The sequence below is a fragment of the Microbacterium sp. Z10_103 genome, assembly GCF_058310455.1.
In genome coordinates this window covers 1-23,323 of record NZ_JBZEGK010000002.1, presented here as the reverse complement: position 1 = coordinate 23,323, position 23,323 = coordinate 1, and the positions used below count along the sequence as shown (strand labels likewise).

At 67.3% G+C, this 23,323-nt stretch carries 22 protein-coding genes; 14 read left to right on the top strand and 8 right to left on the bottom strand.

All coding sequences use genetic code 11. From position 1 onward, the window contains the following. Window positions 1-56: 56 nt before the first annotated feature. Window positions 57-932 carry a helix-turn-helix transcriptional regulator gene (locus AC4FS2_RS16870; RefSeq protein WP_491154662.1) on the bottom strand — a complete coding sequence of 292 codons (876 nt, stop codon included), beginning with the start codon at window positions 930-932 and terminating at the stop codon, window positions 57-59. A 178-nt stretch (window positions 933-1,110) separates the two neighbouring features. On the opposite strand from AC4FS2_RS16870, the gene AC4FS2_RS16865 reads away from it, so the two are divergent. Beyond that, window positions 1,111-1,968, top strand: coding sequence for an SDR family NAD(P)-dependent oxidoreductase (locus AC4FS2_RS16865; protein WP_491154661.1), 858 nt, complete (start codon window positions 1,111-1,113; stop codon window positions 1,966-1,968). Here the strand turns inward: AC4FS2_RS16865 and AC4FS2_RS16860 are convergent, their stop codons facing one another. After that, the gene (locus AC4FS2_RS16860) at window positions 1,969-2,622 is read right to left on the bottom strand and encodes a FadR/GntR family transcriptional regulator (protein ID WP_491154659.1); all 654 of its coding nucleotides are present in this window, start codon (window positions 2,620-2,622) and stop codon (window positions 1,969-1,971) included. It abuts the gene before it with no gap. Between the two features lie 189 nt (window positions 2,623-2,811). Here AC4FS2_RS16860 and treS point away from each other — a divergent pair, with 189 nt between their 5' ends. After that, entirely contained in the window at window positions 2,812-5,106 is a 2,295-nt protein-coding gene (treS, locus tag AC4FS2_RS16855; protein WP_491154657.1) for a maltose alpha-D-glucosyltransferase, read from the top strand. Between the two features lies 1 nt (window position 5,107). Here the strand turns inward: treS and AC4FS2_RS16850 are convergent, their stop codons facing one another. Both AC4FS2_RS16850 and AC4FS2_RS16845 read right to left on the bottom strand, forming a co-directional pair. Continuing rightward, complete coding sequence (locus AC4FS2_RS16850) at window positions 5,108-6,364, bottom strand: phosphotransferase (protein ID WP_491154655.1); 1,257 nt, start codon at window positions 6,362-6,364, stop codon at window positions 5,108-5,110. Between the two features lie 71 nt (window positions 6,365-6,435). Further along, window positions 6,436-7,140 (bottom strand): spermidine synthase, encoded by a 705-nt coding sequence (locus AC4FS2_RS16845; protein ID WP_491154653.1) that lies wholly within the window; start codon window positions 7,138-7,140, stop codon window positions 6,436-6,438. 154 nt (window positions 7,141-7,294) lie between these two features. Here AC4FS2_RS16845 and AC4FS2_RS16840 point away from each other — a divergent pair, with 154 nt between their 5' ends. Both AC4FS2_RS16840 and AC4FS2_RS16835 read left to right on the top strand, forming a co-directional pair. Further along, window positions 7,295-7,915: a histidine phosphatase family protein gene (locus tag AC4FS2_RS16840; protein WP_491154651.1), complete on the top strand. Its 621-nt coding sequence runs from the start codon at window positions 7,295-7,297 to the stop codon at window positions 7,913-7,915. A gap of 126 nt (window positions 7,916-8,041) precedes the next feature. Next, on the top strand, window positions 8,042-8,341 hold the full coding sequence (locus AC4FS2_RS16835) for a Dabb family protein (protein ID WP_491154649.1): 300 nt from the start codon (window positions 8,042-8,044) through the stop codon (window positions 8,339-8,341). A gap of 33 nt (window positions 8,342-8,374) precedes the next feature. On the opposite strand, the gene AC4FS2_RS16830 is transcribed toward AC4FS2_RS16835, so the two are convergent. Further along, window positions 8,375-9,409: a DNA topoisomerase IB gene (locus AC4FS2_RS16830; RefSeq protein ID WP_491154647.1), complete on the bottom strand. Its 1,035-nt coding sequence runs from the start codon at window positions 9,407-9,409 to the stop codon at window positions 8,375-8,377. Between the two features lie 176 nt (window positions 9,410-9,585). On the opposite strand from AC4FS2_RS16830, the gene AC4FS2_RS16825 reads away from it, so the two are divergent. Beyond that, window positions 9,586-10,860, top strand: a complete 1,275-nt coding sequence (locus AC4FS2_RS16825) for a glycosyltransferase (RefSeq protein ID WP_491154645.1) — start codon at window positions 9,586-9,588, stop codon at window positions 10,858-10,860. An 82-nt stretch (window positions 10,861-10,942) separates the two neighbouring features. On the opposite strand, the gene AC4FS2_RS16820 is transcribed toward AC4FS2_RS16825, so the two are convergent. After that, complete coding sequence (locus AC4FS2_RS16820; protein ID WP_491154644.1) at window positions 10,943-11,476, bottom strand: cupin domain-containing protein; 534 nt, start codon at window positions 11,474-11,476, stop codon at window positions 10,943-10,945. Window positions 11,477-11,487: 11 nt separating this feature from the next. Further along, window positions 11,488-12,213, bottom strand: a complete 726-nt coding sequence (locus AC4FS2_RS16815) for an alpha/beta fold hydrolase (RefSeq protein WP_491154642.1) — start codon at window positions 12,211-12,213, stop codon at window positions 11,488-11,490. 280 nt (window positions 12,214-12,493) lie between these two features. On the opposite strand from AC4FS2_RS16815, the gene AC4FS2_RS16810 reads away from it, so the two are divergent. Together AC4FS2_RS16810 and AC4FS2_RS16805 are read left to right on the top strand one after the other, a co-directional pair. Next, window positions 12,494-12,802: a LysR substrate-binding domain-containing protein gene (locus tag AC4FS2_RS16810; protein ID WP_491154640.1), complete on the top strand. Its 309-nt coding sequence runs from the start codon at window positions 12,494-12,496 to the stop codon at window positions 12,800-12,802. Between the two features lie 142 nt (window positions 12,803-12,944). Further along, window positions 12,945-13,694, top strand: a complete 750-nt coding sequence (locus AC4FS2_RS16805; RefSeq protein ID WP_491154638.1) for an SDR family oxidoreductase — start codon at window positions 12,945-12,947, stop codon at window positions 13,692-13,694. A 25-nt stretch (window positions 13,695-13,719) separates the two neighbouring features. Here AC4FS2_RS16805 and AC4FS2_RS16800 read toward each other — a convergent pair whose 3' ends face one another. Then, entirely contained in the window at window positions 13,720-14,631 is a 912-nt protein-coding gene (locus AC4FS2_RS16800; RefSeq protein WP_491154636.1) for a helix-turn-helix domain-containing protein, read from the bottom strand. A 163-nt stretch (window positions 14,632-14,794) separates the two neighbouring features. Here AC4FS2_RS16800 and AC4FS2_RS16795 point away from each other — a divergent pair, with 163 nt between their 5' ends. The 7 genes from AC4FS2_RS16795 (at window position 14,795) to AC4FS2_RS16765 (ending at window position 23,058) form a co-directional block, all read left to right on the top strand. Continuing rightward, window positions 14,795-15,484, top strand: a complete 690-nt coding sequence (locus AC4FS2_RS16795) for a TetR/AcrR family transcriptional regulator (RefSeq protein ID WP_491154634.1) — start codon at window positions 14,795-14,797, stop codon at window positions 15,482-15,484. 405 nt (window positions 15,485-15,889) lie between these two features. Next, window positions 15,890-16,597 (top strand): GntR family transcriptional regulator, encoded by a 708-nt coding sequence (locus tag AC4FS2_RS16790; protein ID WP_491154632.1) that lies wholly within the window; start codon window positions 15,890-15,892, stop codon window positions 16,595-16,597. 76 nt (window positions 16,598-16,673) lie between these two features. After that, on the top strand, window positions 16,674-18,353 hold the full coding sequence (locus AC4FS2_RS16785) for an amidohydrolase (protein WP_491177880.1): 1,680 nt from the start codon (window positions 16,674-16,676) through the stop codon (window positions 18,351-18,353). Between the two features lie 309 nt (window positions 18,354-18,662). After that, complete coding sequence (locus AC4FS2_RS16780; RefSeq protein ID WP_491177878.1) at window positions 18,663-19,547, top strand: ABC transporter substrate-binding protein; 885 nt, start codon at window positions 18,663-18,665, stop codon at window positions 19,545-19,547. 102 nt (window positions 19,548-19,649) lie between these two features. Continuing rightward, complete coding sequence (locus tag AC4FS2_RS16775) at window positions 19,650-20,402, top strand: ABC transporter permease (RefSeq protein ID WP_491177876.1); 753 nt, start codon at window positions 19,650-19,652, stop codon at window positions 20,400-20,402. A gap of 2 nt (window positions 20,403-20,404) precedes the next feature. After that, on the top strand, window positions 20,405-21,139 hold the full coding sequence (locus tag AC4FS2_RS16770; RefSeq protein ID WP_491177894.1) for an ABC transporter ATP-binding protein: 735 nt from the start codon (window positions 20,405-20,407) through the stop codon (window positions 21,137-21,139). A gap of 143 nt (window positions 21,140-21,282) precedes the next feature. After that, window positions 21,283-23,058, top strand: a complete 1,776-nt coding sequence (locus tag AC4FS2_RS16765; protein ID WP_491177873.1) for a gamma-glutamyltransferase family protein — start codon at window positions 21,283-21,285, stop codon at window positions 23,056-23,058. Window positions 23,059-23,323: the final 265 nt, after the last annotated feature.

Below are 23,323 nucleotides of genomic sequence, written 5' to 3'. Positions count from 1 at the left end.
CCCCGTGGCCTCGACACGCACGAGCGTGCGGCGGTGTCGGGCGTGCGGCCTGTCGGTCAGAGGTCCGAGGGTGACGTGATGGCCTTGTCAGCCGTCAGCGACCAGCTGTCGAGCATCCTCAATGCGCGCTCGGACGGCGAATTCGGTTCGGGGGAGTACATGTACAGCGTGGTGCGCGGGTCGCCCGGGAGAGTCAGGGTCTCGTAGTCGACGGTGAGGTCGCCGACGACCGGGTGACGCAGGCGCTTGCTGCCGTACGTGCGCTGGTAGACGCGATGCTCGTCCCACCATCGAAGGAACTCCGGGCTGTGTTCGCGTAGCTCAGCGATCAGCTCGGCCGTGGCGCGGTCGTCGGGATCGGTGCCGGCCTCGAAGCGAAGGCTCTCCACGGCCGGACGCGCCTGCTCCTCCCAGTCCACGAACAAGCGTCGCGCTTCCTCATCGAGGAGCATCCATCGCGCGTAGTTGCGTTGGCGCGCGGGAAAGCGCTCGAAGTCGGCGAAAAGGGCCTTCCCCATTCGGTTCTGAGCGAGAACGTCGGCGCGGCGTCCGAGCACGAGGATCGGAACATCCTCGACCGTTTCGATCAGCTGATGAACACCCGGGCGAACGCGTTGTACAGGGTGCGCACGTGGCTGCGGGGGTACCACTCCCAGGTCGACGAGATCGGCGAGATGCGCCCGTCCTGCCGCGTCGAGTTCCAATGCCCTGCCGATGGCGTCCAGGACGGATTCCGACGGGACGATGGGCCTGCCTTGCTCGAGCCGTGCGTAATAATCCGTCGACACCCCCGCAAGGAAGGCGACTTCTTCCCGGCGTAGCCCCGGCACCCGGCGCACTCGACCGTCTGCCGGTAGTCCCGCTCGCGAGGCATCACAAACGCTCCGGGCACGGCGAAGGAAGTCGGCCAGCTCGGTGTTCTTCTCGGACATCCTTCATTCTCACTCTCCGCCCGCCCTAGAGGCGGCCGAAGGGTGGACCTCCGAGTCCTAGGCGGCCGCCGGCCAGGATCATCCGGACGTCTTATGGACCGTTTCGGCGTGGGCCGAGTAGCCAAGCTGGACACGTCGGCGATCGAGCCGACACGTCGACTTCGAAGGAGACAACGTCATGGCTTACCCCACCGATCGTCCGGCCACGTGGTTCGTCACCGGCACGTCCCGAGGCCTGGGCCTCGAGCTCGTCAAGCAGCTTCTGCAGCGCGGCGACAACGTGGCGGCCGCCAGTCGCTCGGCCGGCGACGTGCTCAAGGCTCTCGACGGAACGGACACGTCCCGCCTGCTCGCCCTCACTGTGAACCTGGCCGACCAGGCGCAGGTCCAGCACGCCGTGGACCGGACCAAGGAGCGTTTCGGCGGTCTGGACGTCGTCGTGAACAACGCCGGCTACGGCTACCTCGCGGCCGTCGAAGAGGTCACCGACGCCGACGCGCGCACCATGTTCGACGTGCAGATCTTCGGTGTCTGGAACGTGCTGCGCTCCGTGCTGCCCGACTTCCGCGCTAACCGCAGCGGACACGTCATCAATGTGTCCTCCATCCTCGGCCTGCTGTCGTTCCCGGGCTGGAGCCTTTACACCGCGGGCAAGTTCGCGCTGACCGCGATCACGGAGTCGCTGGCAGCCGAGGTCGCCGATTTCGACATCAAGGTCAACCTGGTCGAGCCCGGCTACATGCGCACCGACTTCCTGAACCCGGTGTCCCTGGCCCAGCCGCTGGACACGACCGACGCCTACCCCGCCATTCGGAGCATGGTGGACCAGCACCTCAACGAGGTCGCCGGCTCGCAGCCCGGTGACCCCGCGAAGGTCGCTGCCGCCATCATCGCCGTGGCGACCGCCGGCACGGCGCCGCTGCACCAGATGCTCGGCAGCGACTCTATCGGTCTCGCCGAGGGACGCCTGGAGGCTTTGACGGCGGACCTCGAAGCATCGCGCGAGCTCGGAGTCACCACCGACTTCGCCCCCTGATCAACGCGGCGGATTCAGGAGGTTGGTCCTCACCGACTCCAGATGTGTGAGCATCGCCTGCCGCGCAGCCGCCGGGTCCCGATCCACGAGAGCCGTGAGCAGCTCGTCGTGCTGGGCTTCATAGGCTTTGCGTCGATCGGCAGTCGCGGCGCGGCGCTTGCTGGTCCCCCACAGCGGAAGGTCGCGTGCGGTGTTCATGGCATCGAAGCTGTGCAGGAGCAGCCCGTTATGCACGGAGGCGGCGATCGCGCGGTGGAAGGCCGAGTCCCAGTTCTCGAACTCGTCGTAGGACTCAGCGGCGTTCCCACGTTTCATGAACGTCTCGATCCGTTCCAGATCACCCGGGGTCGCATTCTGGGCGGCGTGGAAGGCGATCTCCGGCTCCAGGATGATCCGGGTATCCATGATCTCGGCGGGGCTGGTCATGAGCGGCTGACCCGAGGACGGCAGTGAGTGGCCCGCGAGGAAGGTGCCGCGCCCGACGTGGCGGATGACGCGACCTTCCCGCTCGAGCTCGCCGAGTGAGCGTCGCACGGCGCTGCGCGGTAGGACGAGCGACTCCGCCAGTGCCCGCTCGGTGGGGAGTCGGTCGCCGGGGGAGAGCTGCCCGCCCGCTACCGCTCGCTCGATGTAGGCGATCACCGCGTCACTCATAGTTGCGCCCTCGCTTGACGACCAATTCGAACCAATCGTAGCAAATGGTCGACGCGCTCGTCCTTGGAGACGCGACGCGATGGTCGGCACCCGAGGCCGCGCGTCTCCGGTCGCGGAATTTCATAGTGCTTCGCGGAGAGACACGCCAGCCCTCGAGGCAGTGTTGTCGGATTCGAATAGCGTTGAGGGATGGCGCCCGACGAACACCGGCCGGAGGATCTCTACACCGGCCCCATCGACCTGCCCGGAACAGGCACGGTCGACGACGAAACCGATCCCGAGACGATCGAGATCACCTACGACGAGCAACGCTATCCGGCGCGGCCGCGGAGGCTGCGCCCGCGCGACCAGTTCCGCGGCGGAAGCGTACGTCGCATCAAGACCGACCCGCGCACGGCGAACGGTACGAACCCGTCGTACGTGGAATGGCTCGTGCGACAGTCGATGCTCAAGGATGCGGATGTCCTCGCCCGCCAACTCGCGGGACAGCCGGCGATGTGGCGCAATCCGTATGCGCGCCCCGACGCGCGGCGCGCCATCGCCACGAGCGACGTATGGTTCACGGCGTACCCGATCTCGTTCATCACCCGTCCGGGGCAGTCCTTCCTGGCGGCGCTCGGCGATGACGAGCTGTGGTCGACGTTCGAGCGTGTCGGGATCACCGCCATCCACACCGGCCCGGTGAAACGTGCGGGCGGCATCGCCGGATGGCGCGAGACCCCCAGCGTCGATGGGCACTTCGACCGCATCAGCACCGAGATCGACCCCGCGTTCGGCATGGAGGAGGAGTTCCGTGCCCTGTGCGACGTGGCGGAAAGCCACGGCGGCAGTGTCATCGACGACATCGTTCCGGGGCACACCGGCAAGGGCGCCGACTTCCGGCTCGCCGAGATGGGGTTCAAGGACTATCCGGGCATCTACCACATGGTCGAGATCCTGCCGGAGGATTGGGGCCTGCTCCCTGAGGTGCCCGATGGAGTCGACAGCGTCAATCTCGACCTCGCGACCGAGCAGGAGCTCCAAGGGCGCGGGTACATCATCGGCGCCCTCCAGCGCGTCATCTTCTACACCCCCGGCGTGAAAGAGACCAACTGGAGCGCGACGGCGCCCGTGATCGGCCCCGACGGCATCACGCGCCGATGGGTGTACCTCCACTATTTCAAGCAGGGTCAGCCCTCGATCAACTGGCTCGACCCGACCTTCGCGGGTATGCGTCTCGTCATCGGGGATGCTCTGCACTCACTCGGCGAGCTGGGCACGAGCGCTCTGCGCCTGGATGCCAACGGCTTCCTCGGCGTGGAGAAGAGCGCCGAGGGCCTTCCTGGGTGGTCGGAGGGACACCCGCTCTCCCACGCGGCGAACCACATCATCGCCGGAATGGTGCGGAAGGTCGGCGGCTTCACCTTCCAGGAGCTCAATCTCACGATCGAGGACATCCGCGACACGGGGGCCGTCGGAGCCGACCTCTCCTATGACTTCATCGGCCGTCCGGGCTACCACCACGCCCTCGCAACGGGTCAGACGGAGTTCCTCCGGCTCGCGCTGACGACGTCGCTCGAGCTCGGCGTCCAGCCGGTCCAGCTCGTGCACGGGATGCAGAACCACGACGAGCTCACCTACGAGCTCGTGCACTGGGCGACGCGGCGCGAGGATGAGCGTTTCCGCTTCCGAGGGGGCGAGATCTCCGGCAGTCAGCTCGCCGAGGTGGTGCGCGCCGAGCTCACCGAGAGCCTGACCGGCACAGCGGACTACAACCGCGTCTTCACCCAGAACGGCATCGCCTGCACGACGACCTCGCTCATCGCGGCGACGCGGGGGATCGCCCGGCTGGACGAGATCACCGATGCCGACGTCCCCGCCATCCGCGATGCGCACCTCCTCCTCTGTGCGTACAACGCCTGGCAGCCCGGCGTCTTCGCGCTTTCCGGTTGGGACCTGGTCGGCATGCTCACCGTGCCGTCCGACGAGGTCGCCGACCTGGTCGCGGCGGGCGACACCCGGTGGATCGAGCGCGGGGCGCACGACCTGCTCGACGTCGACCCGCAGGCGACGCGCTCCGCGGCAGGCATGCCCCGTGGGCGCGCGCTCTACGGCCCGTTGCCCGCACAGCTCGACGACCCGGACTCCTTCGCCTCACGTCTCGCCGGGATCCTCGACCTCCGGCGGGAGCACGGCATCGCAACGGCGACGCAGGTCGACATTCCCGAGGTCGCGCACCCCGGGATGCTCGTGCTCGTGCACCGCCTCGACAACGGAAACGCGGAGTCGAACGCCCCCATGCAGGTGACCGTGCTCAACTTCTCCGCCGAGGCGACCGAGGGCACCGTTCGGTCGGAGCAGCTCATTCCGCAGAGCGAAGTGGTGGACGCAGCCTCAGGCGACACGGTCGGACGCGTCGACGATCTCCAGAGCTTCCCCATCTCGTTGCCGGCGTACGGAGCGCTCTTCCTCGTGCTGAAGCCGGTGGAGCCCACCGCCGAGTGACTCAGCGGTGGGGCTCGGGGGTGAGAGCAGCGTCGATGCCGGCGAGCGGCACGGGCAGCCAGTCCGGGCGGTTGCGCGCCTCGTAGATCGACTCGTAGACCGCCTTGTCGAGCACGAGCGCCCGGAGCAGCATCGGGTCGAGAGCGACCGATCCGGCAGCACCGGCGTAGGCGTCGACGAACGCCGCGCGGCAGTCGGCGGCCCAGTCGCCCGCATCGGGACCGCCGGCCACCGCGCTGGCGTAGTCGAAGGATCGGAGCATCCCGGCGACGTCGCGGGGAGGAAGGTCGGGGATCGCGCGCTCCTCCATCGGGCGGAGGGGCTCTCCCTCGAAGTCGACGATCCGCCATCCGCCACCCGGCACCGCGAGCACCTGGCCGAGATGCAGGTCGCCGTGGATGCGCTGCAGCGGCGGCCACGGGCGGTCGAGCGCGGCCTGGTAGACGGCTTCGATTGCAGCCCGCCGGTCGGCGACGGCGGGCACCTCGGTCGCAGCGTCCGCGAGCCGCCGCCCCCACGCGGCCGCGGTGGCCGTCACGTCGTCCGGTTGGGCATCCACCGTCTCCAGCGCCGCGCCGAGAGCTCCGTGCACCCCGGCGACGGCGATACCCAGATCGCGCGCGGCCTCGGTGAAGTCCCGCCCCTCCCGCGCGGCCTCGAGCGCGACCGCCCAGCCGTCACGCACGTCACGGATGAAATCCTGCGCGAAACCCAGGGTGCCGCGCGCGATGCCGGACTCGCGCCCGACATCTGGCCACTCGGCCTCGAGGCTCCCCAGGAAGCGCGGCACGAACGGCGACCCCGCGTCGCTCAGCACGCGCTGGACGGTGACGTCAGGATTCTCGCCGTGGTGAAGGGTGCGGAAGAGCTTGAGGATGATCGTCGGCTGCCCGTCCTCTTCGAACACGATCGACGTGTTGGACTGCTCGCCCGTGAGCACCCGCGAGCCCGTCACTCGGGTGACATCGACCCCCATCTCTGCGAGCATCCCGGTGGCGAAGGCCGGATGCCGGGTCGCATCGACGAGATAGCCGTCGGCGTCGTGCCCGATGACGTCATCCGCTGCCGTGGGAGATGCCACGGCCGACAGGGGGACGTGGTAGAGCGCTGGCAGTGACCCGGCGTCATCCATGATCAGGTAGCGCGTGGCCGCAGGGGCAGGCTGGGCGTCGAGGATCCGGAACCGGGGTTCGTGGCTCTTGCCTGAGTACCATCGCTGCCGCGCCACCCAGGCGCCGAGGTCATCCGTGTATTGCACACTCCAGCATGATCCAGGACGCACCCAGGAGAAAGGGGTGGACGGGCGCGGCAGGCGCGTAGTACGTCGGCCTACGCCCGGGTCCCCACGTAGATCGTGTTCGACGACGTTCCGCCGGTGAGACGGTTGTCGAAGGCCACGACGTGGGCCTCGCAGTCATGGAGAACCGACGAGAGCGTCGCCATGAAGTCGGCGTCTGGGGGGTCGTCCGACCACAGGGCGAAGACGCCCCGGTCGGTGAGGTGCCGCGCGAGGGATTCGAGTCCTCCCGCGGTGTAGAGGTCGGCGTGACTCGGATCGAGGGTGTGCCGCGGAGAGTGATCGATATCGAGCAGGATGACGTCGTACCGGGCGTCTTCGGGCCCAGGCGTGCCGCGCACCACGGCGAAGAAATCGTCGTGGATCAGGGTCGCCCGGGGGTCTCTGACAAGCTGCGCAGACATCGGGAGCAGTTCGCGCTCGTGCCACCCGATCACCGCGGGGAGGGCCTCGATCACATCCAGCTTTCGTACGCGGCTGTCGTGCAGCGCGGTCACGGCCGTGTATCCGAGCCCCAGACCCCCCACGAGCACGTCGAGGTCAGTGCCTTCTGCGGCGGCGAGGCCCAGGGTCGCCAGCTCTTCCTCGGCGCGAGTGAACAGGCTCGACATGAGGTATTCGTCCTTCAACTTCACCTCGTAGATCAGTTCCCCGGTGGCCGGGTCTGCGCGGCGGCGGAGGCTGAGCTCGCCCATCCGCGTCTCCTGCCAGTCGAGTTCCTCAAATCGAGCGATCATGTGGGGCTCTCGTTCTGTAGCTGCGGGGCGAGGGGGGCGGACGAATGTCGTGTCGCCGCTTCATCCTCCCCGATCGGGCCGAATCTGCGAAGTGCGTCCCGGCACGAGCGGTCGTGTGGGCCGTTATCGGGTCGTCGCCCGGCAAGATGAGGGGATGATCGATACAGCGGGCGCCGAACCCGAGGGACGCATCGTGCTCGTGCGGCATGGCGAAACCGAGTGGAGCCGAAACGGGCGCCACACCGGGCTGACGGACATCCCCCTCACGGACACCGGCGCGTACAAGGCAGAGCTGGCGGGGACGCTTCTCGCTACGCGGCGCTTCGATCTGGTGCTCTCCAGCCCACTGCACAGAGCGGTCGAGACCGCCCGCCGCGCGGGGTACCCCGACGCGCACCAGGACGCGCGGCTCGTGGAGTGGGACTACGGGGCATACGAGGGCCTGACCACGCCCGAGATCGTGGAACAGCTCGGACGCCCCTGGACGGTCTGGGAGGCGGGGACACCGGCGGGCGACAGCCCGGGTGAGAACGTCGCACAGGTCACTGCTCGCGCCGAGTCGCTGCTGGAGTCCATCCGCCCTCGCCTTCTCCGTGGCGAGCAGGTGCTGCTGTTCTCGCATTCGCACTTCCTGCGCGCCCTGGCGGGCGTGTGGCTCGGCTTGACCGCGGCGGGTGGCCGCTACTTCGTCCTCGGCACGTCGGCGATCAGCGAGATCGGGTACGAACACGGCTCGGAGGTCATCGTGCAGTGGAACCACGTGCGCGGGCGGTGAGGGGCGCCTCCCATCGGGTCACCGCCGATGTGGGGCTGGCGCGACCGAGCCGTCGCGCCTTGTCGCGCAACACACGCACGACGCACAAACCGTTGCGTTACCCTGGGCCCACCTAGGGGGAGAGTGATGTTCAGGCACGTGGTGATGTGGCGGCTCGATTCGGACGACGTGGCGGAGCGAACGCGGATGCAGCAGCAGATCATCGACGCGATGGCGCCGCTGCCCGACGCCATCGCGGCCATCCGGAGCATGCGGCTGGACGCGAACGCGGTGCTGCACGACGAGAACGCCGATCTGGTGCTGACGATGGATTTCGACAGCCTCGAGGACTTCGAGGAGTACCGTCACCATGAGGCGCACGTGGCCGTCTCGCCCGTGATCGCCCGTCTGTACCGCACCCGGCTCGCGGTCGACTTCGAGGTCTAGCGGAATCCCCTTCCGCCCCCACGCTGATGCACGTCAGCCGACCCTGAACAGGCCGGCGAGGACCGCATGGTGGAGGTCCTCATCGTGGAGCAGATGCCGCACGTCGGTGGACTGCGAGCGGTCGGCTGCGGTGCGGACGGCGCGGCGCACCGCGGCGCTGCGACCGACACCCACCGCGGCGGGGTGTACGTACGAGGCGCGGGCGACGGCGGGGGTGTTGCCCAGCAGATAGGCCGCGCCGTGGAAGGGGCGCAGGTCGTCGCGGATGCGGAGGACGTCCAACGGGGGGAGCGCGGCTCCGGCCGTGAGCGCCGTCGCGGCCACGGTGGCCCCCCACGTGCGGAATGTCTTGGCCGAGGATCCGACCCCGGCATGCGTATGGATGTATGCGTTCACGGTCGCGCTGTCGACCCGGTGCACATGGGGCGGGTCGAATGTGGAGAAGATCCATTTCTGGGGGTCCGCATGGTCATCGAGGCGAGCCCGCAGCACCCTGGCCACCTGCGGATCACGGATGACCACGTGATGGCCGATGTGTTCCTTTCCGACGAAGTCGAACACCACCTCATCCCCCGTCACAGTCACGTGCGCGGTCGTCAGGGTGGTCAATCCGAAGGTGTGATTGTCCCGCGCGTACCGATCGTTCCCGACGCGGAACAGCCCGCGGTCCAGGAGGCGGACCGCAGCGGCGGTCACTGCCGTGACGCGGGGTGTGTCCGCGTCACGCAGGTCGGCGTCGACCCGCTGCCGCAGCGTCGGCAGAGCGCGAGCGAACTGCTGGAGGTGCGCGTACTTGTCCTCGCTCGCGCGGGCGATCGCGTCGGGGGAGTAGCGATACTGCGTTCTCCCGCGGGCGTCGATCCCCGTGGCCTGCAGCGGTGCCGACGCATCCGTTGTCACCCAGACGTGCGTCCAGGCGGGCGGGAGGTGCAGCCCCGTCAGTCGGGCGAGCGATTCGGGATCGGTGACCGGAACACCGTCATCGTCGACCCACCGCGACTCGCGGCCGCCGAGTCTGTGCAGGCCGGGCGGCCGAGGCACATGGCGCAGCGGAACCGTGTCGCTCATGCTCACACTCTGCCGCGTTCTTCCCGCGTTCACCCGACTGATTCGCGCGGACGGGATGACGCCTGCGCGGCGGCCCTGCGGGTACGCTCCGACGGGGTCGGCGCCGCACACGTCGCCGGCCGTCGCCCACCACCCCTGTGATCCAGCGGCCAAAGCGAGCACACTGTGGTCGGGGGGTGGCTGTGTCCCGATTCATGCTGACCGCCGTACCGTTCACCGGTCATGTCGCGCCGCTGTGCGCGGTGGCGACCGCGCTCGTCGCGCGCGGGCACGAGGTCCGCTTCTACAGCGGGTCGGCCTTTCGCGGACGGATCCAGGAGACCGGAGCGACATTCGTCCCGTGGAATACCCCGCCGGACTTCGACGAGAACGATCTGGCGTCGACCTTTCCTCGTCTCGTCGGCAAGAAGGGGGCGCGGCAGCTTCTCATCAACGTCGTCGATGTCTTCATCCGGACCGCCCCCGCCCAGGTCTCCGACTTGATGGCCGAGTGGGAACGTGCGCCCTGGGACGCGATCGTCGGCGACGAGGTGTCCGTCGGTGCCGTGTTCTTCGCGGAGAAGACGGGGTGCCCGTGGGGGACCTTCGCGGTGCTTCCCCTGAACATGGTGGGCCCGGGTGGCCCTCCCAGCGGTCTGGGCATCGCACCGGGCCGCAATGCCCTCACGAAGGCGCGGGATGCGGCGCTCCGTGCCGCTGTCCCTCTCCTCTCGCGACCCCTACGCAGGCCGCTCGCCGAGGCGCGGGCGGCGAGCGGACTTCCCCCGTCGCCCCTGACCTTCGACAGGGCGGTCTTCTCGCCGCGGCTCGTCGTCGCCAGCGGTTCGCCCCTGCTCGACTACGCGCGAGACGACCGGCCGGGCTCCGTCCACTTCGTGGGCGCCGCCCAGCAGCCGCCGGCCAGGCCGCCGTCGCTTCCCGACTGGTGGGGCGAGCTCGATGATCGCACGGTGGTGCATGTCACGCAGGGAACGCAGAACATCAACCCCGACGACCTCATCCGCCCCGCCCTCGAGGCGCTGAGCGGCAGGGACGTGCTCGTCGTGGTCGCTACGGGCATCCCCGACCGCGACGCGCTGCCGTTCACGGTCCCCTCGAACGCCCGCATCGCGGGGTTTCTCCCCTATGCCGAGCTTCTTCCCCACGTTGACGTCGTCGTGACCAACGGCGGGTGGGGAGGCGTGCTCGCGGCGCTGAGCCGCGGCATTCCTCTCGTGATCGGGGGTGGTGACCTGGACAAGCCCGAGATCGCAGCGCGCGTGGCGTGGTCGGGCGCCGGCGTCAACCTGCGGACCGGCACGCCCTCTGCAGCAGCCATCGGCCACGCCTTCGACCTGGTCATGGAGGACCCCACGTACCGGTACGCGGCGTCCCAGGTCGGTGCCGACCTGCGCAGCCGCGGCGGTGCGCCCCGCGCCGCCGAGCTGTTCGAGACGCTGCTCCCCGGCTGACGCGCTCGGAGGGAGCCGCTCGTCGAGGCCGCTCGCCGGCTCCTGGGTCAGCCCACGTCGTCGAACAGAGGACATTTCTCCTTCAGTCGCCTGTGCCGTCCGAGAGAATCTGCGTCCGAAAGCTGGCAGCCAGTTCGGCAGCTCGACGCCGGCCCTCGGAGATTTCGGCGTCAGACAGGTGCGGAGGTTGAGCGTCCGGACCGTCCAGCGCCACCCCGACTCGACGGAAGTACTCGTCTTGTCCAGCTGGCGCGCACACGCACAGCATCACGGCACCGGCGTCGGAGGTGTTCCGAAAGAAATGCGGGGCGTTCGCCGGGATGTTGACGCTCTGCCCGGCGCGTGCGGAGACCTCTTCGCCACGGAAGGTGAACGTGATCGTGCCTTCGAGGATCGTGAACAGCTCCTCGAAGTCGTGCCGGTGCGGCGGCGGGCCGCCCCCAGGGGGAACGCGCATTTCGATCAGGCAATACCCTCCGGCGGTCTGTTCACCCGTGATGATCAGACCGTAGACGTCGCCAGCGAGGAAGATCCAGTCCGTCTGCTCTTCGTTGGAGATGGTGAGCGCGCGACCTGGATCGTCGGGCGGGAGGGTCGGCGACGGCGGGTTCGGCATGGGACTCCTCGTCAGGCGGCGGCCTCGGAGCTGACTGCTCCCGCCGCGGTCTCGATGAGCTCTACGACTTCCGTCGGGTGGGTCAGCATCGCGAGATGCGGAGCCTCGACCTCGACGACCTGCGTCCCCGCGCGCTCGTACCCGAAACGCTCGACATCCGGGTTGATGGTCTTGTCGGCTGTCGCCAGGAGGCCCCAGCTCGGCTTCGTCTTCCACGCGGCGGCCGTGGCTTTCCCGGTGAGGGCGGCGTCGGCGAACGAGCGCTGGGATACGGCGAGCACCTCCGCCGTACGGGGGTCGAGTCCGGCGGCGAAAACCGGCAGGAACCATTCGGGATCGACGGAGAGGTCGACCCCGTCCTCTCGCCCGGGAACCGGGTTGGGGAGGGTGACGATGTGCTCCAGAAGCTCGGAATCGGGGTAGCGGGCACCCATGTCGGCGGCGCTCTCGCCCTCGTCCGGAGCGTAGCCGGCGATGTAGACGAGGCCGACGACGTTCTCGGCGGCTCCCGCAACCGTGATCACTGCGCCACCGTAGGAATGACCCACGAGGAGGACGGGGCCGTCAACGGCCTCCACGACCAGGCGGACGCTCGCGGCATCGCCGGCGAGCGTCCGCAGGTGGTTCGGGGGAACGACCACTCGGTAGCCGCGATCGAGGAGTTCCCGAGTGACGGGGGTCCAGCTCCCCGCGTCGGCGAAGGCTCCGTGGACCAGGACGATGGTGGGTCTGCTCATACGTTGTCTCCATATCGGTTGCGCGTTGCGGAGGATCGTCCGCGAATCCTCCGACTGTAGGAGTAGGTCTGCCGCGCACAAAGAGGCGGGTTCGCACAGCCGCTGTGCAGATCCGCACGGGGAATCGGGGGGTTCGCTGTGTTGCACAAGGTCGACGTCACGAGCGTTCGCGCGGATGATCTGCGCTACCTCGCGGCGGTGGCGCGCACCGGCCGGCTCGTTGCTGCAGGTCGGAGCCTCGCGGAGGAATGAAGAGGCGGTCGAGAGAGCCGCGCAATCTGTGGCCGGGGTCGCGGAGCGAGCCGTTACGGGCACTATTCGCATCACGGCTGCCGACGGCTTGGGGACGCGTTTCGTCACACCGGCTCTGACGAAGCTCCGGGCGAGGCATCCCGGTCTGAATGTCGAACTGGTCACAGGCGCTCAGCATCTGAATGTGCGTCAGGCGTACTTCGACCTCGCGGTCATCATCGGTGAACGGCCCAAGAGTCGGCTCTACGTAGAGACCTGTGCGCTTACGACTCGGCCTTCTATGCAACGGCCTCCTACCTGGAGGAGCAGGGCGACCCCGTCTCCGCCGAGGAGTTGAAGTGTCACCCGCTCATCTACTTGGTCGATTCCCTCGAGCGCGTGGGGCAGATCTAGCCCCAGGGCGACGGGAGCAATATTCCGACGGAATCCCCGCAAGAGCCGGGCGGTGTCGTGCGCGTCGTCTTTCGTATCGTTCCCCCATGAGCACACTTTCGGGCAAGACCGTCATCATCACCGGGGGCGCCAACAATCTGGGTGGCGCGATAGCCCGCCGGATCGGAGAGGAGGGAGCGAACGTCGTCGTCCACTACAACAGTGAGGCGACAGCCGGGGCCGCGGAAGAGACCGTGGCAGCCGTCGAAGCCTCGGGTGGTGCGGGGGTGGTCGCGCAAGCCGATCTAACGGATTCTGCGCAAGTCGATCGCGTCTTCGCCACCGCCCTTGATGCGTATGGAAGCCTCTACGGGGTGGTCAACACCGCCGGCCGTGCGGTGGGCACGAACATGACGTCGTTCGAGGAGAAGGACGCCGACGAGATGATCGCGGTCAACACCAAGGCCGCGTTTCTCGTGCTCCGAGCCGCGGCGCGGCAGGTCGAAGACGGCGGCAGGATCCTGAACACCGTGACTTCTCTCGTCGCCGGCTTCACGCCGCTCTACTCGGTGTACGCCGGAACCAAGGCATCCAACGAGCACTACGTCCGAGCGCTCGCGAAGGAATTGGCCGGCCGGAGGATCTCGGTCAACAACGTCGCGCCGGGGCCGATGGACACCTCCTTCTTCTGGAACGCCGCGCACGAGGGCGAAGCGGAACTGGTCAGCAGCATGGTGATGGAGGGCCGGCTCACACGCATCGAGGACATCGTTCCGTGGTTCTATTTCCTGTTGACCGATGGCCGGTGGGCCAGCGGCCAGACGTTCTTCGTGAACGGTGGTTTCACAACGCGGTGAGGGGCCCCACCGTCATCCTCGCCTCCTACCCGAGCGCGACGGGAAGCGGTGCGTCCGGATCGGCCGCAGGGGTTCTCCGGAACTCCCGTCGGAACGCGCTCGGCGTCACACCGTAGCGCCGGCGGAACGCGGCCGTGAAATGCGAGGGCGTGGCGAATCCTGCATCCACCGCGACGGCGGCGATGCTCTCGTCCGTCTGGTGCAACGCCGTGCGGGCAGCGGACAGGCGGCTGTCCAGCACGTACTGCCATGGCGTCTGCCCGACGGCACGACGGAACGCGCGGGAGAAGTGATAGACGCTGAGCCCGGCGATCTTCGCGAGGTCGCTGAGCGAGATCGGGGCGCCCGGTTCGGTCCTGATGTACTCGATCACAGCGCCGAAGTCGGAGGCGAGTGGTCCGGGCTCTTGCAGGCGCCGCGTGCTGTGGCGAGCGAGAATGTGGACAGCCATGAACCGGGCGGCCGACTCGGCGTACAAAGCGTCGGCCCCCTCTCGAGCGGCGCGTTCCAGTGCGCGGACACACGCCTCCAGGAGTGGGTCGTTCGTCGCGAGAAGATCGGGCAGCTCGTCAGCGGAGAACGCCGTGTCGCCTCCCAGCGGGTCCGCGAAAACGTCTTCCGGAAATTCGACGTGGATCGTACGGAGTCCGACGGGAACCGCCGACGTCCACCGCAGGTGGGGGGATCGGCCCGCGGGGGTCATGCCCAATCGTCCCGGGACGTAGAACGCGCGGCGAGGAAGTGGGGTCAGCGACTGGATGGACGCCTCTCCCTGGGTGACGAGGACGACCTTGAAGCGATCGGAAGCTTCGAGGTGCGCCTCCTCCACGTTCGGGGGATGAGCGAACTCCGCGACACGCACGTCGGGCCAAGAGGCGTGGCCGTCGCTCGTGAACAGCCGCGTCTCCCAATCGGCAGGGGTCTCGGGAGAGCGCAATGGGTGCCCTTCGCGTCGTCGCTGGGAGTGGACCTCGCGGACGTGTCGATGTCCGCATCTGATTCGTGACGTAACGCCGGTAGGATGGGGTAACGCCGATAACGATAAAGCGATACCGCCGGTACTGCAATCGTCGATAACAGTGAATCGTTAGCATTGGGTCATGCCGAAAGCCTCCGAGCACCGTCAGAACGTCATTGCGGCCGCTGCTCGCCTCCTCGCGGAGGGCGGTCTGGACGCGGTCACGACTCGGTCGGTGAGCGCGGCGGCGAACGTCCAGCCCCCGACCATCTATCGCCTCTTCGGCGACATGCGAGGCCTGCTGGATGACGTGGTCCGGGACGGGTTCGAGCGCTACTTCACTCAGAAGCGGGGCCTCGAGCGTACGGACGACCCCCTCGCCGACCTCGCCCACGGGTGGCAACTCCACGTCGGCTTCGGGCTCACGTACCCGGCTCACTACCGGCTGATGTACGGCATGGCGCCCTCCGCCAGGCTGGGCGATGTGCGAGCGGAGGCGGATGAGATCCTCCGAGGCCTCGTCGGTGCGGCGGCCAGGGCGGGACTGCTGATGATGGAGCCGGAGGAGGCAGCGCGGATGATCCACGCAGCGGGGGTCGGGGTGACCCTTCAGCTGATCGAGGATGGGGTGATCGACCCGTTGGCGCCGTTGTCCGTCCGCACCCGTGACGCGGCGTTCTCGGCGATCACAGCGCCGGAGCCGATCGCCGACTGCGACACCGCCCAGCTGGCGATCACCCTCCGTGCAACCCTGGGCGGCGACGGATCCGGGCTGTCGGCGGGGGAGGCGCTGCTACTCGACGAACTCCTCCTCCGGCTCTCGGGCGCCTGACGCCGCGGTCGCCGGTGCGTGCCGTCGCCCAGGTCTGGCGATGGCTTGCCTCAACCCCTTGGCAGCAGCTCCGGTCAGCTCGTGGCGGAGAACGCCCACGCCGGAGCTGTGAGCGACGACCCCGCCGTGTCGTCCTGACATTCGGCAATGACCCCTGACGACGAGGTGACATGCGATGTCCTGGATGCGCGCCGGCGCGCTGACGTGCGAGCGACCTTTGGCGCTCTTGTGCGGAGCGCGACTGTAACAAATTCGTATACACGCCACATCACTTGCGACGTGGATTGTTCCGCTGCGCTGGACACGAGCCTATTTCCGCCTGTGCGGCCAACCCGCTTCACCGGTCTCACAGGCAGGCCTACGGTGTCGTATACGATCGGGTCATCGCCAAGTGGAGGAAACATCGTGTCGGACACCCAGAAGTCAGAGTTGCGGGGTAGCGCGCTCGTCGATGCCATCCGCGATCAGATCATCACCGGTCGCCTGACGCCCGGGTCCCGGGTCACGGAGCCCGCCCTCGCTACGCAGTTCGGCGTTTCCCGCGTGCCAGTCCGTGAGGCGATACGTGCGCTTGCGGCGGAGGGCCTCATTGACCTGCGTCCCTACGGGTCCCCTACTGTGAAGGCGCTCACGGACCAGGTGGCGCGCGAGGTGCGTACCGCGCGCGCGATCCTCGAACCGCACACGGCCCGCTTCGCGGCGCTCCACCGCACCGATGCAGACTTGGCTCTCATCGAGGCCATCCTCGTTGCTGGAGAGGAAGCCATCGCGCGCGGCCAGATGGACAAGCTCCACCGCCTGAATACGCGCTTTCACGATGGTGTGGCCAGCGCTTGCGGCAATGAAGTCCTCGGCGGGTTTGTACATCAGCTCTCCTACCGCTCGGAATGGATCAATACCGCCACCATCCCCGCTGCCAACCGGTACTTCTGGCGAGATCACCGTGAGATCCACGACGCGATCGCTGCTGGGGACGCCGATCTGGCGGAGACGCTCATGGCGGCGCACGTTCACCGCGCCGCGGCGCAGCCGACGGCGATGGATGCCGTGGCCCGTGCGCGGAGCGAGGGGGGCTACGTTTCCCCGGTGCCTCCCAGCAACCTCTCGGCATGAGACGAGGCCGTACGTCAGCACGATCACGCTTCTCCCTGAGCGTGATTCGCAACCACTCCGTGAGAGGGTCCGCATCGTGATTCAGGACAGGTCAGCGCCCACGCCCGGCGCACCATCGACCCGCGCGCTCGTCGGGGGCCGTGTTCTCTCGTTCGACGACCGGTCTTCGGAGGCGACGGCGGTGGCGTGGCGGGGGGACACCATCATCGCGGTGGGCAGCGATCGAGCGGTCCTCGCGGAGGCCGGCCTCGATCAGGCAAGTGCCACGGAACTCGGCGGACGGGTAGTGATGCCTGGCCTCACCGATGGGCACGCACACCTCGATCGGTACAGCCTCGGTTCCGACCTGCCTGGCTTCGAAGACTGCAGGTCACGCGCCGACGTGCTTGCGGTTATTGCCGAAGCGGCTGCGTCCCGAGCCCCCGGTGAATGGATCGTTACCCGGCCGGTGGGAAGTCCGCCGTACTATGACGAGGCAACCCCCGGTGGTGACCGGCTCGTCCCTACCCGTACCGAACTCGATGCGGTAGCGCCGGACAACCCTGTGTATATCCGGCCGATCTGGGGCTACTGGAATCCCGACGCCCCGCTCGTCTCTGTTGCGAACACTGCCGCTCTCCGGGCAGCCGACCTCGATCCGGAGCGCATCGTGTCGCCTAGTTCGGCTGTGCAGCTCATGCGGGATGAGTCCGGCCGGTTCTCCGGGGTTTTCGTCGAGCACACGCGGAACCCGATCGTGGAGCACACCCTGCTCTCGCGAGCGCCCACATTCACCATCGAGCAGCGCGCCGCCGCAATTAGAGCAGGATGGTCGGCATACGCGTCATTCGGAACGACGGCCTATTTCGAGGGTCATGGACTGGCCGACGAGGTGCTGGATGCGTACGGGGAAAACGGGTCGGGCGAGCTGAGAGCAAGCCTGATCTGGAGCCCAGATTGGAACTGCCACGACCTGCGCGGTGTGGGGCGGCTCGTGGCGGAACGCCGAACGAAGCTCGGTGCTCTGCAGACAAGGCTCGAGCTGCAGGGCGTCTTCATCGAACTGGATGATGGCACTGGTGACGCCGCGCTGCGCGCCGGCCATCGGCCACATACGGGGTGGGCAGGCTTCAGCGCGGGAGCGGCGCTCTCACCCGACGCGGCGCGGAATCTGCTTCGATCCGCGGCGGAAGCAGGGATCCGCGTGGCGGGCATTGACGCTCGCCTCCTACCGCTCATCGACGAGATCGACCGCGACATCCCCGTGGCGCCACTCCGCTGGGTTCTCGGGCACGTCCCGATTCTGTCCGCCCCTCAGATCGAATTGATCGCGAAACTGGGACTGGTCGTCACCACCATCGCGCCCTACTTCCTTCACCGCACCGGCGACGCCCTCCCTCGGACCGCCGGAGCTCCGGGACAGATCCTGCCGCTGCCGCAACTCCGCGCGGCCGGTGTCACCGTTGCTTTCGGCAGCGACAACGTGCCGATTTCCCTGTGGGAGTCCGTATGGGCGGTCACAGAGCGTATGACCGCCGGCGGTGCAGCCATCGACCCTGACAACGCGCTCAGTCGGGAAGAGGCACTCCATGCCGCAGTGCGCGGTGGGGCCTTTCTGACTCGCGAGGAATCATGGCGGGGGGTGCTGCGGGCGGGGATGGCTGCCGATTTAGTGGTGCTCGGCGCCAATCCCCTCACATGCAGTGTGTCGGCTCTGCGATCCATGCAAGCCGAGGCCACCGTCGTTGCGGGCAAGGTCCTACACGGCCGCATCTAGCGGCCGATCCTTCTGTTGGTTGAGGAATCTCGCAACAACTGTATATAGTGGCCATAATCCCGGTTCGTATACGAACCACATCGCGAGACTTTCGGGTCGCCGTGGGTCCAGGGGAGGTGCAATGCCGAGAAGTCTGTTCGCCCTCGTTCGCCAGCGCTGGTCTGCGCACCTTCGACCAGCCGACCTATTGGAGGCCCCGTGCCCATCGATCGCCGACTCCGCCTCACCGCTCTCGCTGCCGTGGCTGCGGGCGCACTCGTTCTAACCGCGTGCGCTGGTCAGCCAGCATCCTCTGAGGGTGGGGACGCGGTGACTGCCCGGATCATCACCGTCGGGACGCCCGGGTCGAACGTTGGTTTCCTCTTCGATGACATTCCAACAGCGGTGGAGGCCGTCGGCGGAACCGCCGACGACGCCGGGTACTTCCCCTCGACAGAGCCTGCGCTGGAAGCCCTGAATAGCGGAGCAGCCGACTTCGCTACCGTTGTCACCTCTGGCGCTCTCACCGGACTGACGGGATCAGGCGACTACCTCTTCCTCGGTGTGAGCAAGCGTTCCGCGGGCTCGAGCTCATCGATCGTGGTCCCCGCCGACAGTGACATCGAGTCCATCGAGGACCTCGTGGGCCGCTCAGTCGCTGTCACTAAGGGCGCTGCGGGCGAGTACATCGTTGACCAAGCGATGCTCAATCGGGGCTTGCCGAGTGATTCGATTGAAAAGATCTACCTCGGTCCGGGCGACGCCGCTGGAGCATTCACTCAAGGATCCATCGACGCCTGGGCGGCCTTCGCGACCTTCATCCCGGCTGCGGTCAACAATATGAATGGCCGGATCCTGGTGATGGGCGACGACGAACTCACGGGCAAGCTCGACTACCCGGTGCTGGTCGTTCGCCGCGACTTCGCCGAGGCAAACCCTGAGGTGACGGCAGCGGTGCTGGAGGGGTACGCCGCAGGTGGCGCCCATGTTCTGGAGGATCCGGACGAGTATCTCGCGATCCAGAAGGCCGCGAACGACTTCAGCCCGGAACAGCTCGATTACCTGCTTGAAACGCTCTTCGTATACGAGGCGTACGACGAGGACACGCGCGCGGAGCTCCAGGAGAGCATCGACTCCTGGCACGAGACGGGTACTCTCACAAAGACATTCGAGGTCGAGGACATCATCTTCGACGGGTCGGCTGCGACGGACTAGTCGGTCGTCATGTCCTCTCCCAAACTGATTCCCGGAGCTGGCGCGGCTCCGACCGTCACTGCAACGCTCTCGGTACCGCGGCGCGCGACGTGGTGGTCGCGCATGCGGCCTCTCCGAACCGTCGGGCCGCTTGCGCTGCTCGTCATCTGGCAGATCGCGGCCATGACCGGGTTCATCCCCGTCACAGTCCTGCCCCCGCCCCTGGAGGTGGTGAGGACCGGATGGGAGTTGTGGTCGACCGGCGAGCTTCAAGTGCACTTGCTCGTCTCATTGCAGCGCATCGGTCTCGCGCTCATCCTTGGCGTCGGGGTAGGTCTTGTACTCGCGGTGCTGGCTGGCCTGTGGAAGGTCGGTGACGCGCTCATCGATCCGATCATGCAGATGATGCGTACGGTACCGGTGCTGGCTCTCGTGCCGTTGTTCATCCTCTGGTTCGGTATAGGCGAACCCTCGAAGGTGCTGATGATCGCCCTCGCGGTGGTATTCCCGGTCTATCTGAATACGTATGCCGGCATTCGCGGTGTCGACCGGAAACTGTTCGAAGTCGGGGTCATCGTTCGCTTGTCGCCCATGGCGCGCATCCGCCACATCGTCCTCCCTGGTGCGCTCCCCGGTTTCCTCACGGGACTCCGCATGTCGCTTGGTGTGGCGTGGCTCGTGCTGGTCATCAGCGAGCAGGTCAATGCCTCTGAGGGCGTCGGCTATCTCATGAACAACGCGCGGCTCTATCTGCGCACAGACGTGATCGTCTTGGGCATCCTCATCTATGCACTTGCGGGCTATCTCTCCGACCTGCTCGTCCGCGTAATCGAGAAGCGCGCCCTCGCCTGGCGCCAGGGATTGGAGTCGTCGTGACCATGCACGATGATCTGGCCGCACCGTCGGCAAAGGGGTCCCGTGTCGTGTCCTTGCGCTCGGTGTCGCGCTCTTTCGGGGAGACCCAGGTGCTTTCCGACATCGACCTGGACATCGAGCGTGGCGAATTCGTTGCTCTCCTCGGGCGGTCCGGGACGGGTAAGAGCACCCTGCTGCGCATCGTCACCGGGCTTGATCAGGGCGCGACGGGCCAGGTCACCGTCACGGACCGCCTCGCCGTGGGGTTCCAAGAGCCGCGTCTACTGCCTTGGAAGAAGGTGTGGCGGAACGTCGCCCTCGGTCTGAAGGGGTCTCGTCTGCGCGATAGGGCAGAAGCGACGCTGCGCGAGGTGGGGCTCGACCACCGGAGCGATGCGTGGCCGCTGACTCTTTCCGGCGGTGAGGCCCAGCGCGCGTCTCTGGCGCGCGCACTTATCCGGGAGCCGCAACTGATGGTGCTCGACGAGCCCTTCGGGGCTCTCGATGCTCTGACGAAAATCCGAATGCACGCGCTGCTGTTAGAGCTCTATCGCGCCCATCGACCGGGTGTCCTGCTCGTCACCCACGACGTGGAAGAGGCGATCCTCCTCGCCGACCGCGTCCTCATCATGGACGCGGGGCAGTTCATATCCGATACCGCGATCGATCTGCCGCATCCGCGTCAGAAGGCGGGGGATGAGTTCTTGCGTCTGCGCGCAGCGCTCCTCGCCGACCTTGGGGTTTGGGAAGTCGCTTGACTCGCGCCGGCGGGCCGCCGTTGGGCGCTCCGCCGGTCGGCCGCTCTATCTCGCCGTCAGCGGGCACACGCGCTGTGCACCTCTGAAGGCTCACCGCCGTCTAGGCGCCGGCCGCACATCCTCTCGTGAAAGGACACTCACCCATGCGTTTCACCACTCGTCCGGAACTTGCGGGAACCTTCGGCATGGTCGCCTCAACCCACTGGCTCGCATCGGCCGCAGGTATGGCCGTGCTGGAAGAAGGTGGCAACGCCTTCGATGCTGCCGCAGCCGCGGGTCTCGTGATGCACGTCGTAGAGCCGCACCTCAACGGCCTCGGAGGTGACGCCCCCATTCTGGGCTTCGATGTGGCGAGCGGAGAGCCGTGGGTCTTGTGCGGCCAAGGATCGGCGCCAGCCGCAGCTACCAGCTCGGTGTTCGAAGAACTCGGACTCGACGTCATCCCGGGCACCGGACACCTGGCCGCGGTCGTTCCAGGCGCCTTTGGCGCGTGGCTCAGCATGCTGGAGCGGCACGGCACTCTCCCGCTCGAACGAATCGCACGCTTCGCCATTGGTTACGCGCGGGACGGGTATCCGCTCCTGCCCGACGCGTCTATGGCGATCGGTTCTGTTGCCCAACTCTTCGCGTCGCACTGGGTGTCCTCCGCGGAGATATACCTGCCAGGCGGCAAGGTTCCCGCGGGTCGATCGCGCTTCAGCAACCCCGCACTAGCCGACACTCTCGAGCGAATCGTGCAGTCGGCACACGCGGGCGGCGGTACACGCGAGACGGTCATGGCCCGTGCACGGGACATCTTCTATCGGGGCTTCGTCGCTGATGCTGTCGACTCGTGGATGAGGCAGCCCGTCCGCGACACCACGGGTCAAGATCATGCCGGTCTGCTGACCGGCGCCGATCTGGCGGAATGGGAGCCCTCTTGGGAACGGCCCGCAACGGTCGAGTTCGCCGGCGTCACGGTCGCTAAGACCGACACTTGGGGACAGGGCCCCGTCCTCCTGCAACAACTCGCCATGCTGGCCCATCAGGACACCGGAGCGCCCGCCTCGGCGCAGATGGTGCACGCCGTTGCAGAGACTGCCAAGCTCGCTTTTGCAGACCGCGAGGCGTACTACGGCGATCCACGGTTCAGTGATGTGCCCCTCGAAATTCTCCTATCCGATGCCTACGCGCGCGAACGGGCCGCGCTCGTCGGGCCCGAGGCCTCGATGCAGCTGCGCCCGGGGTCACCGGGCGGGCGTACTCCCCGACTCTCTGAGGCGATCTTCACCCAGCGCGTCATCGACGGAGCAGCAGGAACAGGGGAGCCGACGCTCAGCGGCATGGGCGTGGTGCGCGGCGATACATGTCACCTCGATGTCGTTGACCGGTGGGGGAACATGGTCGCCGTCACCCCGAGTGGAGGGTGGCTACAGAGTTCTCCGGCGATCCCGGGCCTCGGGTTCTCGCTCCCGACGCGGGCGCAGATGTTCTGGCTTGAGCAGGGTCTACCCAATTCGATCGCGCCTCGGAAGCGACCGCGGACGACACTGAGCCCCGGCATGCTGCTGCGCGACGGCGCGCCTTACCTTGCTTTCGGTACGCCGGGTGGAGACCAGCAGGATCAATGGACCGTCCCGTTCCTCCTTAACCTGCTCGTGCACGGAATGAATCTTCAGGAAGCCATCGATGCGGCGTCCTGGCACTCCACGCATCTGCCGTCTTCCTTCTTCCCACGAACCTTCGTCCCCGGAGGTCTGATTGTTGAAGATCGGGTGGGTGATGGGGTGATCGCCGAACTTCGTGCTCGTGGCCATGACGTTCAGGTCGCCGGGCCTTGGAGCCTCGGCCGGGTCAGCGCGGCCGGATTCAGGGACGACGGAATGCTTGTCGCTGCGGCCAACCCGCGCGGCATGCAGGGGTACGCGGCCGGTCGATGATGACCGCAACGAACCCGAGCGGTGAGGCCCGCCACCCCACATCAGTCGACAGCGGGTCGTGACCAGATCCGTCGTGGCGGACCCGCATCCATCATCCATTCACAAAACACCGATCATCCACATCAAGGAGTTCCCCATGGCAGCCACCCCTCTTCGTCCTGAGATCGTTTCGATCGTGGAGCAGCTCGATGAGTTGCGTCCGACTTTGATCGCGAGTGGGCGGGAGGCGGATGCGGAGCGTCGTATCTCGCCGGAGGTGTTCGAC

Coding starts and splice junctions, on each gene's coding strand:
- AC4FS2_RS16870 (WP_491154662.1), bottom strand. CDS start 932: ATGTCCGAGAAGAACACCGAGCTGGCCGACTTCCTTCGCCGTGCCCGG.
- AC4FS2_RS16865 (WP_491154661.1), top strand. CDS start 1,111: ATGGCTTACCCCACCGATCGTCCGGCCACGTGGTTCGTCACCGGCACG.
- AC4FS2_RS16860 (WP_491154659.1), bottom strand. CDS start 2,622: ATGAGTGACGCGGTGATCGCCTACATCGAGCGAGCGGTAGCGGGCGGG.
- treS (WP_491154657.1), top strand. CDS start 2,812: ATGGCGCCCGACGAACACCGGCCGGAGGATCTCTACACCGGCCCCATC.
- AC4FS2_RS16845 (WP_491154653.1), bottom strand. CDS start 7,140: ATGATCGCTCGATTTGAGGAACTCGACTGGCAGGAGACGCGGATGGGC.
- AC4FS2_RS16840 (WP_491154651.1), top strand. CDS start 7,295: ATGATCGATACAGCGGGCGCCGAACCCGAGGGACGCATCGTGCTCGTG.
- AC4FS2_RS16835 (WP_491154649.1), top strand. CDS start 8,042: ATGTTCAGGCACGTGGTGATGTGGCGGCTCGATTCGGACGACGTGGCG.
- AC4FS2_RS16830 (WP_491154647.1), bottom strand. CDS start 9,409: ATGAGCGACACGGTTCCGCTGCGCCATGTGCCTCGGCCGCCCGGCCTG.
- AC4FS2_RS16820 (WP_491154644.1), bottom strand. CDS start 11,476: ATGCCGAACCCGCCGTCGCCGACCCTCCCGCCCGACGATCCAGGTCGC.
- AC4FS2_RS16815 (WP_491154642.1), bottom strand. CDS start 12,213: ATGAGCAGACCCACCATCGTCCTGGTCCACGGAGCCTTCGCCGACGCG.
- AC4FS2_RS16805 (WP_491154638.1), top strand. CDS start 12,945: ATGAGCACACTTTCGGGCAAGACCGTCATCATCACCGGGGGCGCCAAC.
- AC4FS2_RS16795 (WP_491154634.1), top strand. CDS start 14,795: ATGCCGAAAGCCTCCGAGCACCGTCAGAACGTCATTGCGGCCGCTGCT.
- AC4FS2_RS16775 (WP_491177876.1), top strand. CDS start 19,650: ATGCGGCCTCTCCGAACCGTCGGGCCGCTTGCGCTGCTCGTCATCTGG.
- AC4FS2_RS16770 (WP_491177894.1), top strand. CDS start 20,405: ATGCACGATGATCTGGCCGCACCGTCGGCAAAGGGGTCCCGTGTCGTG.
- AC4FS2_RS16765 (WP_491177873.1), top strand. CDS start 21,283: ATGCGTTTCACCACTCGTCCGGAACTTGCGGGAACCTTCGGCATGGTC.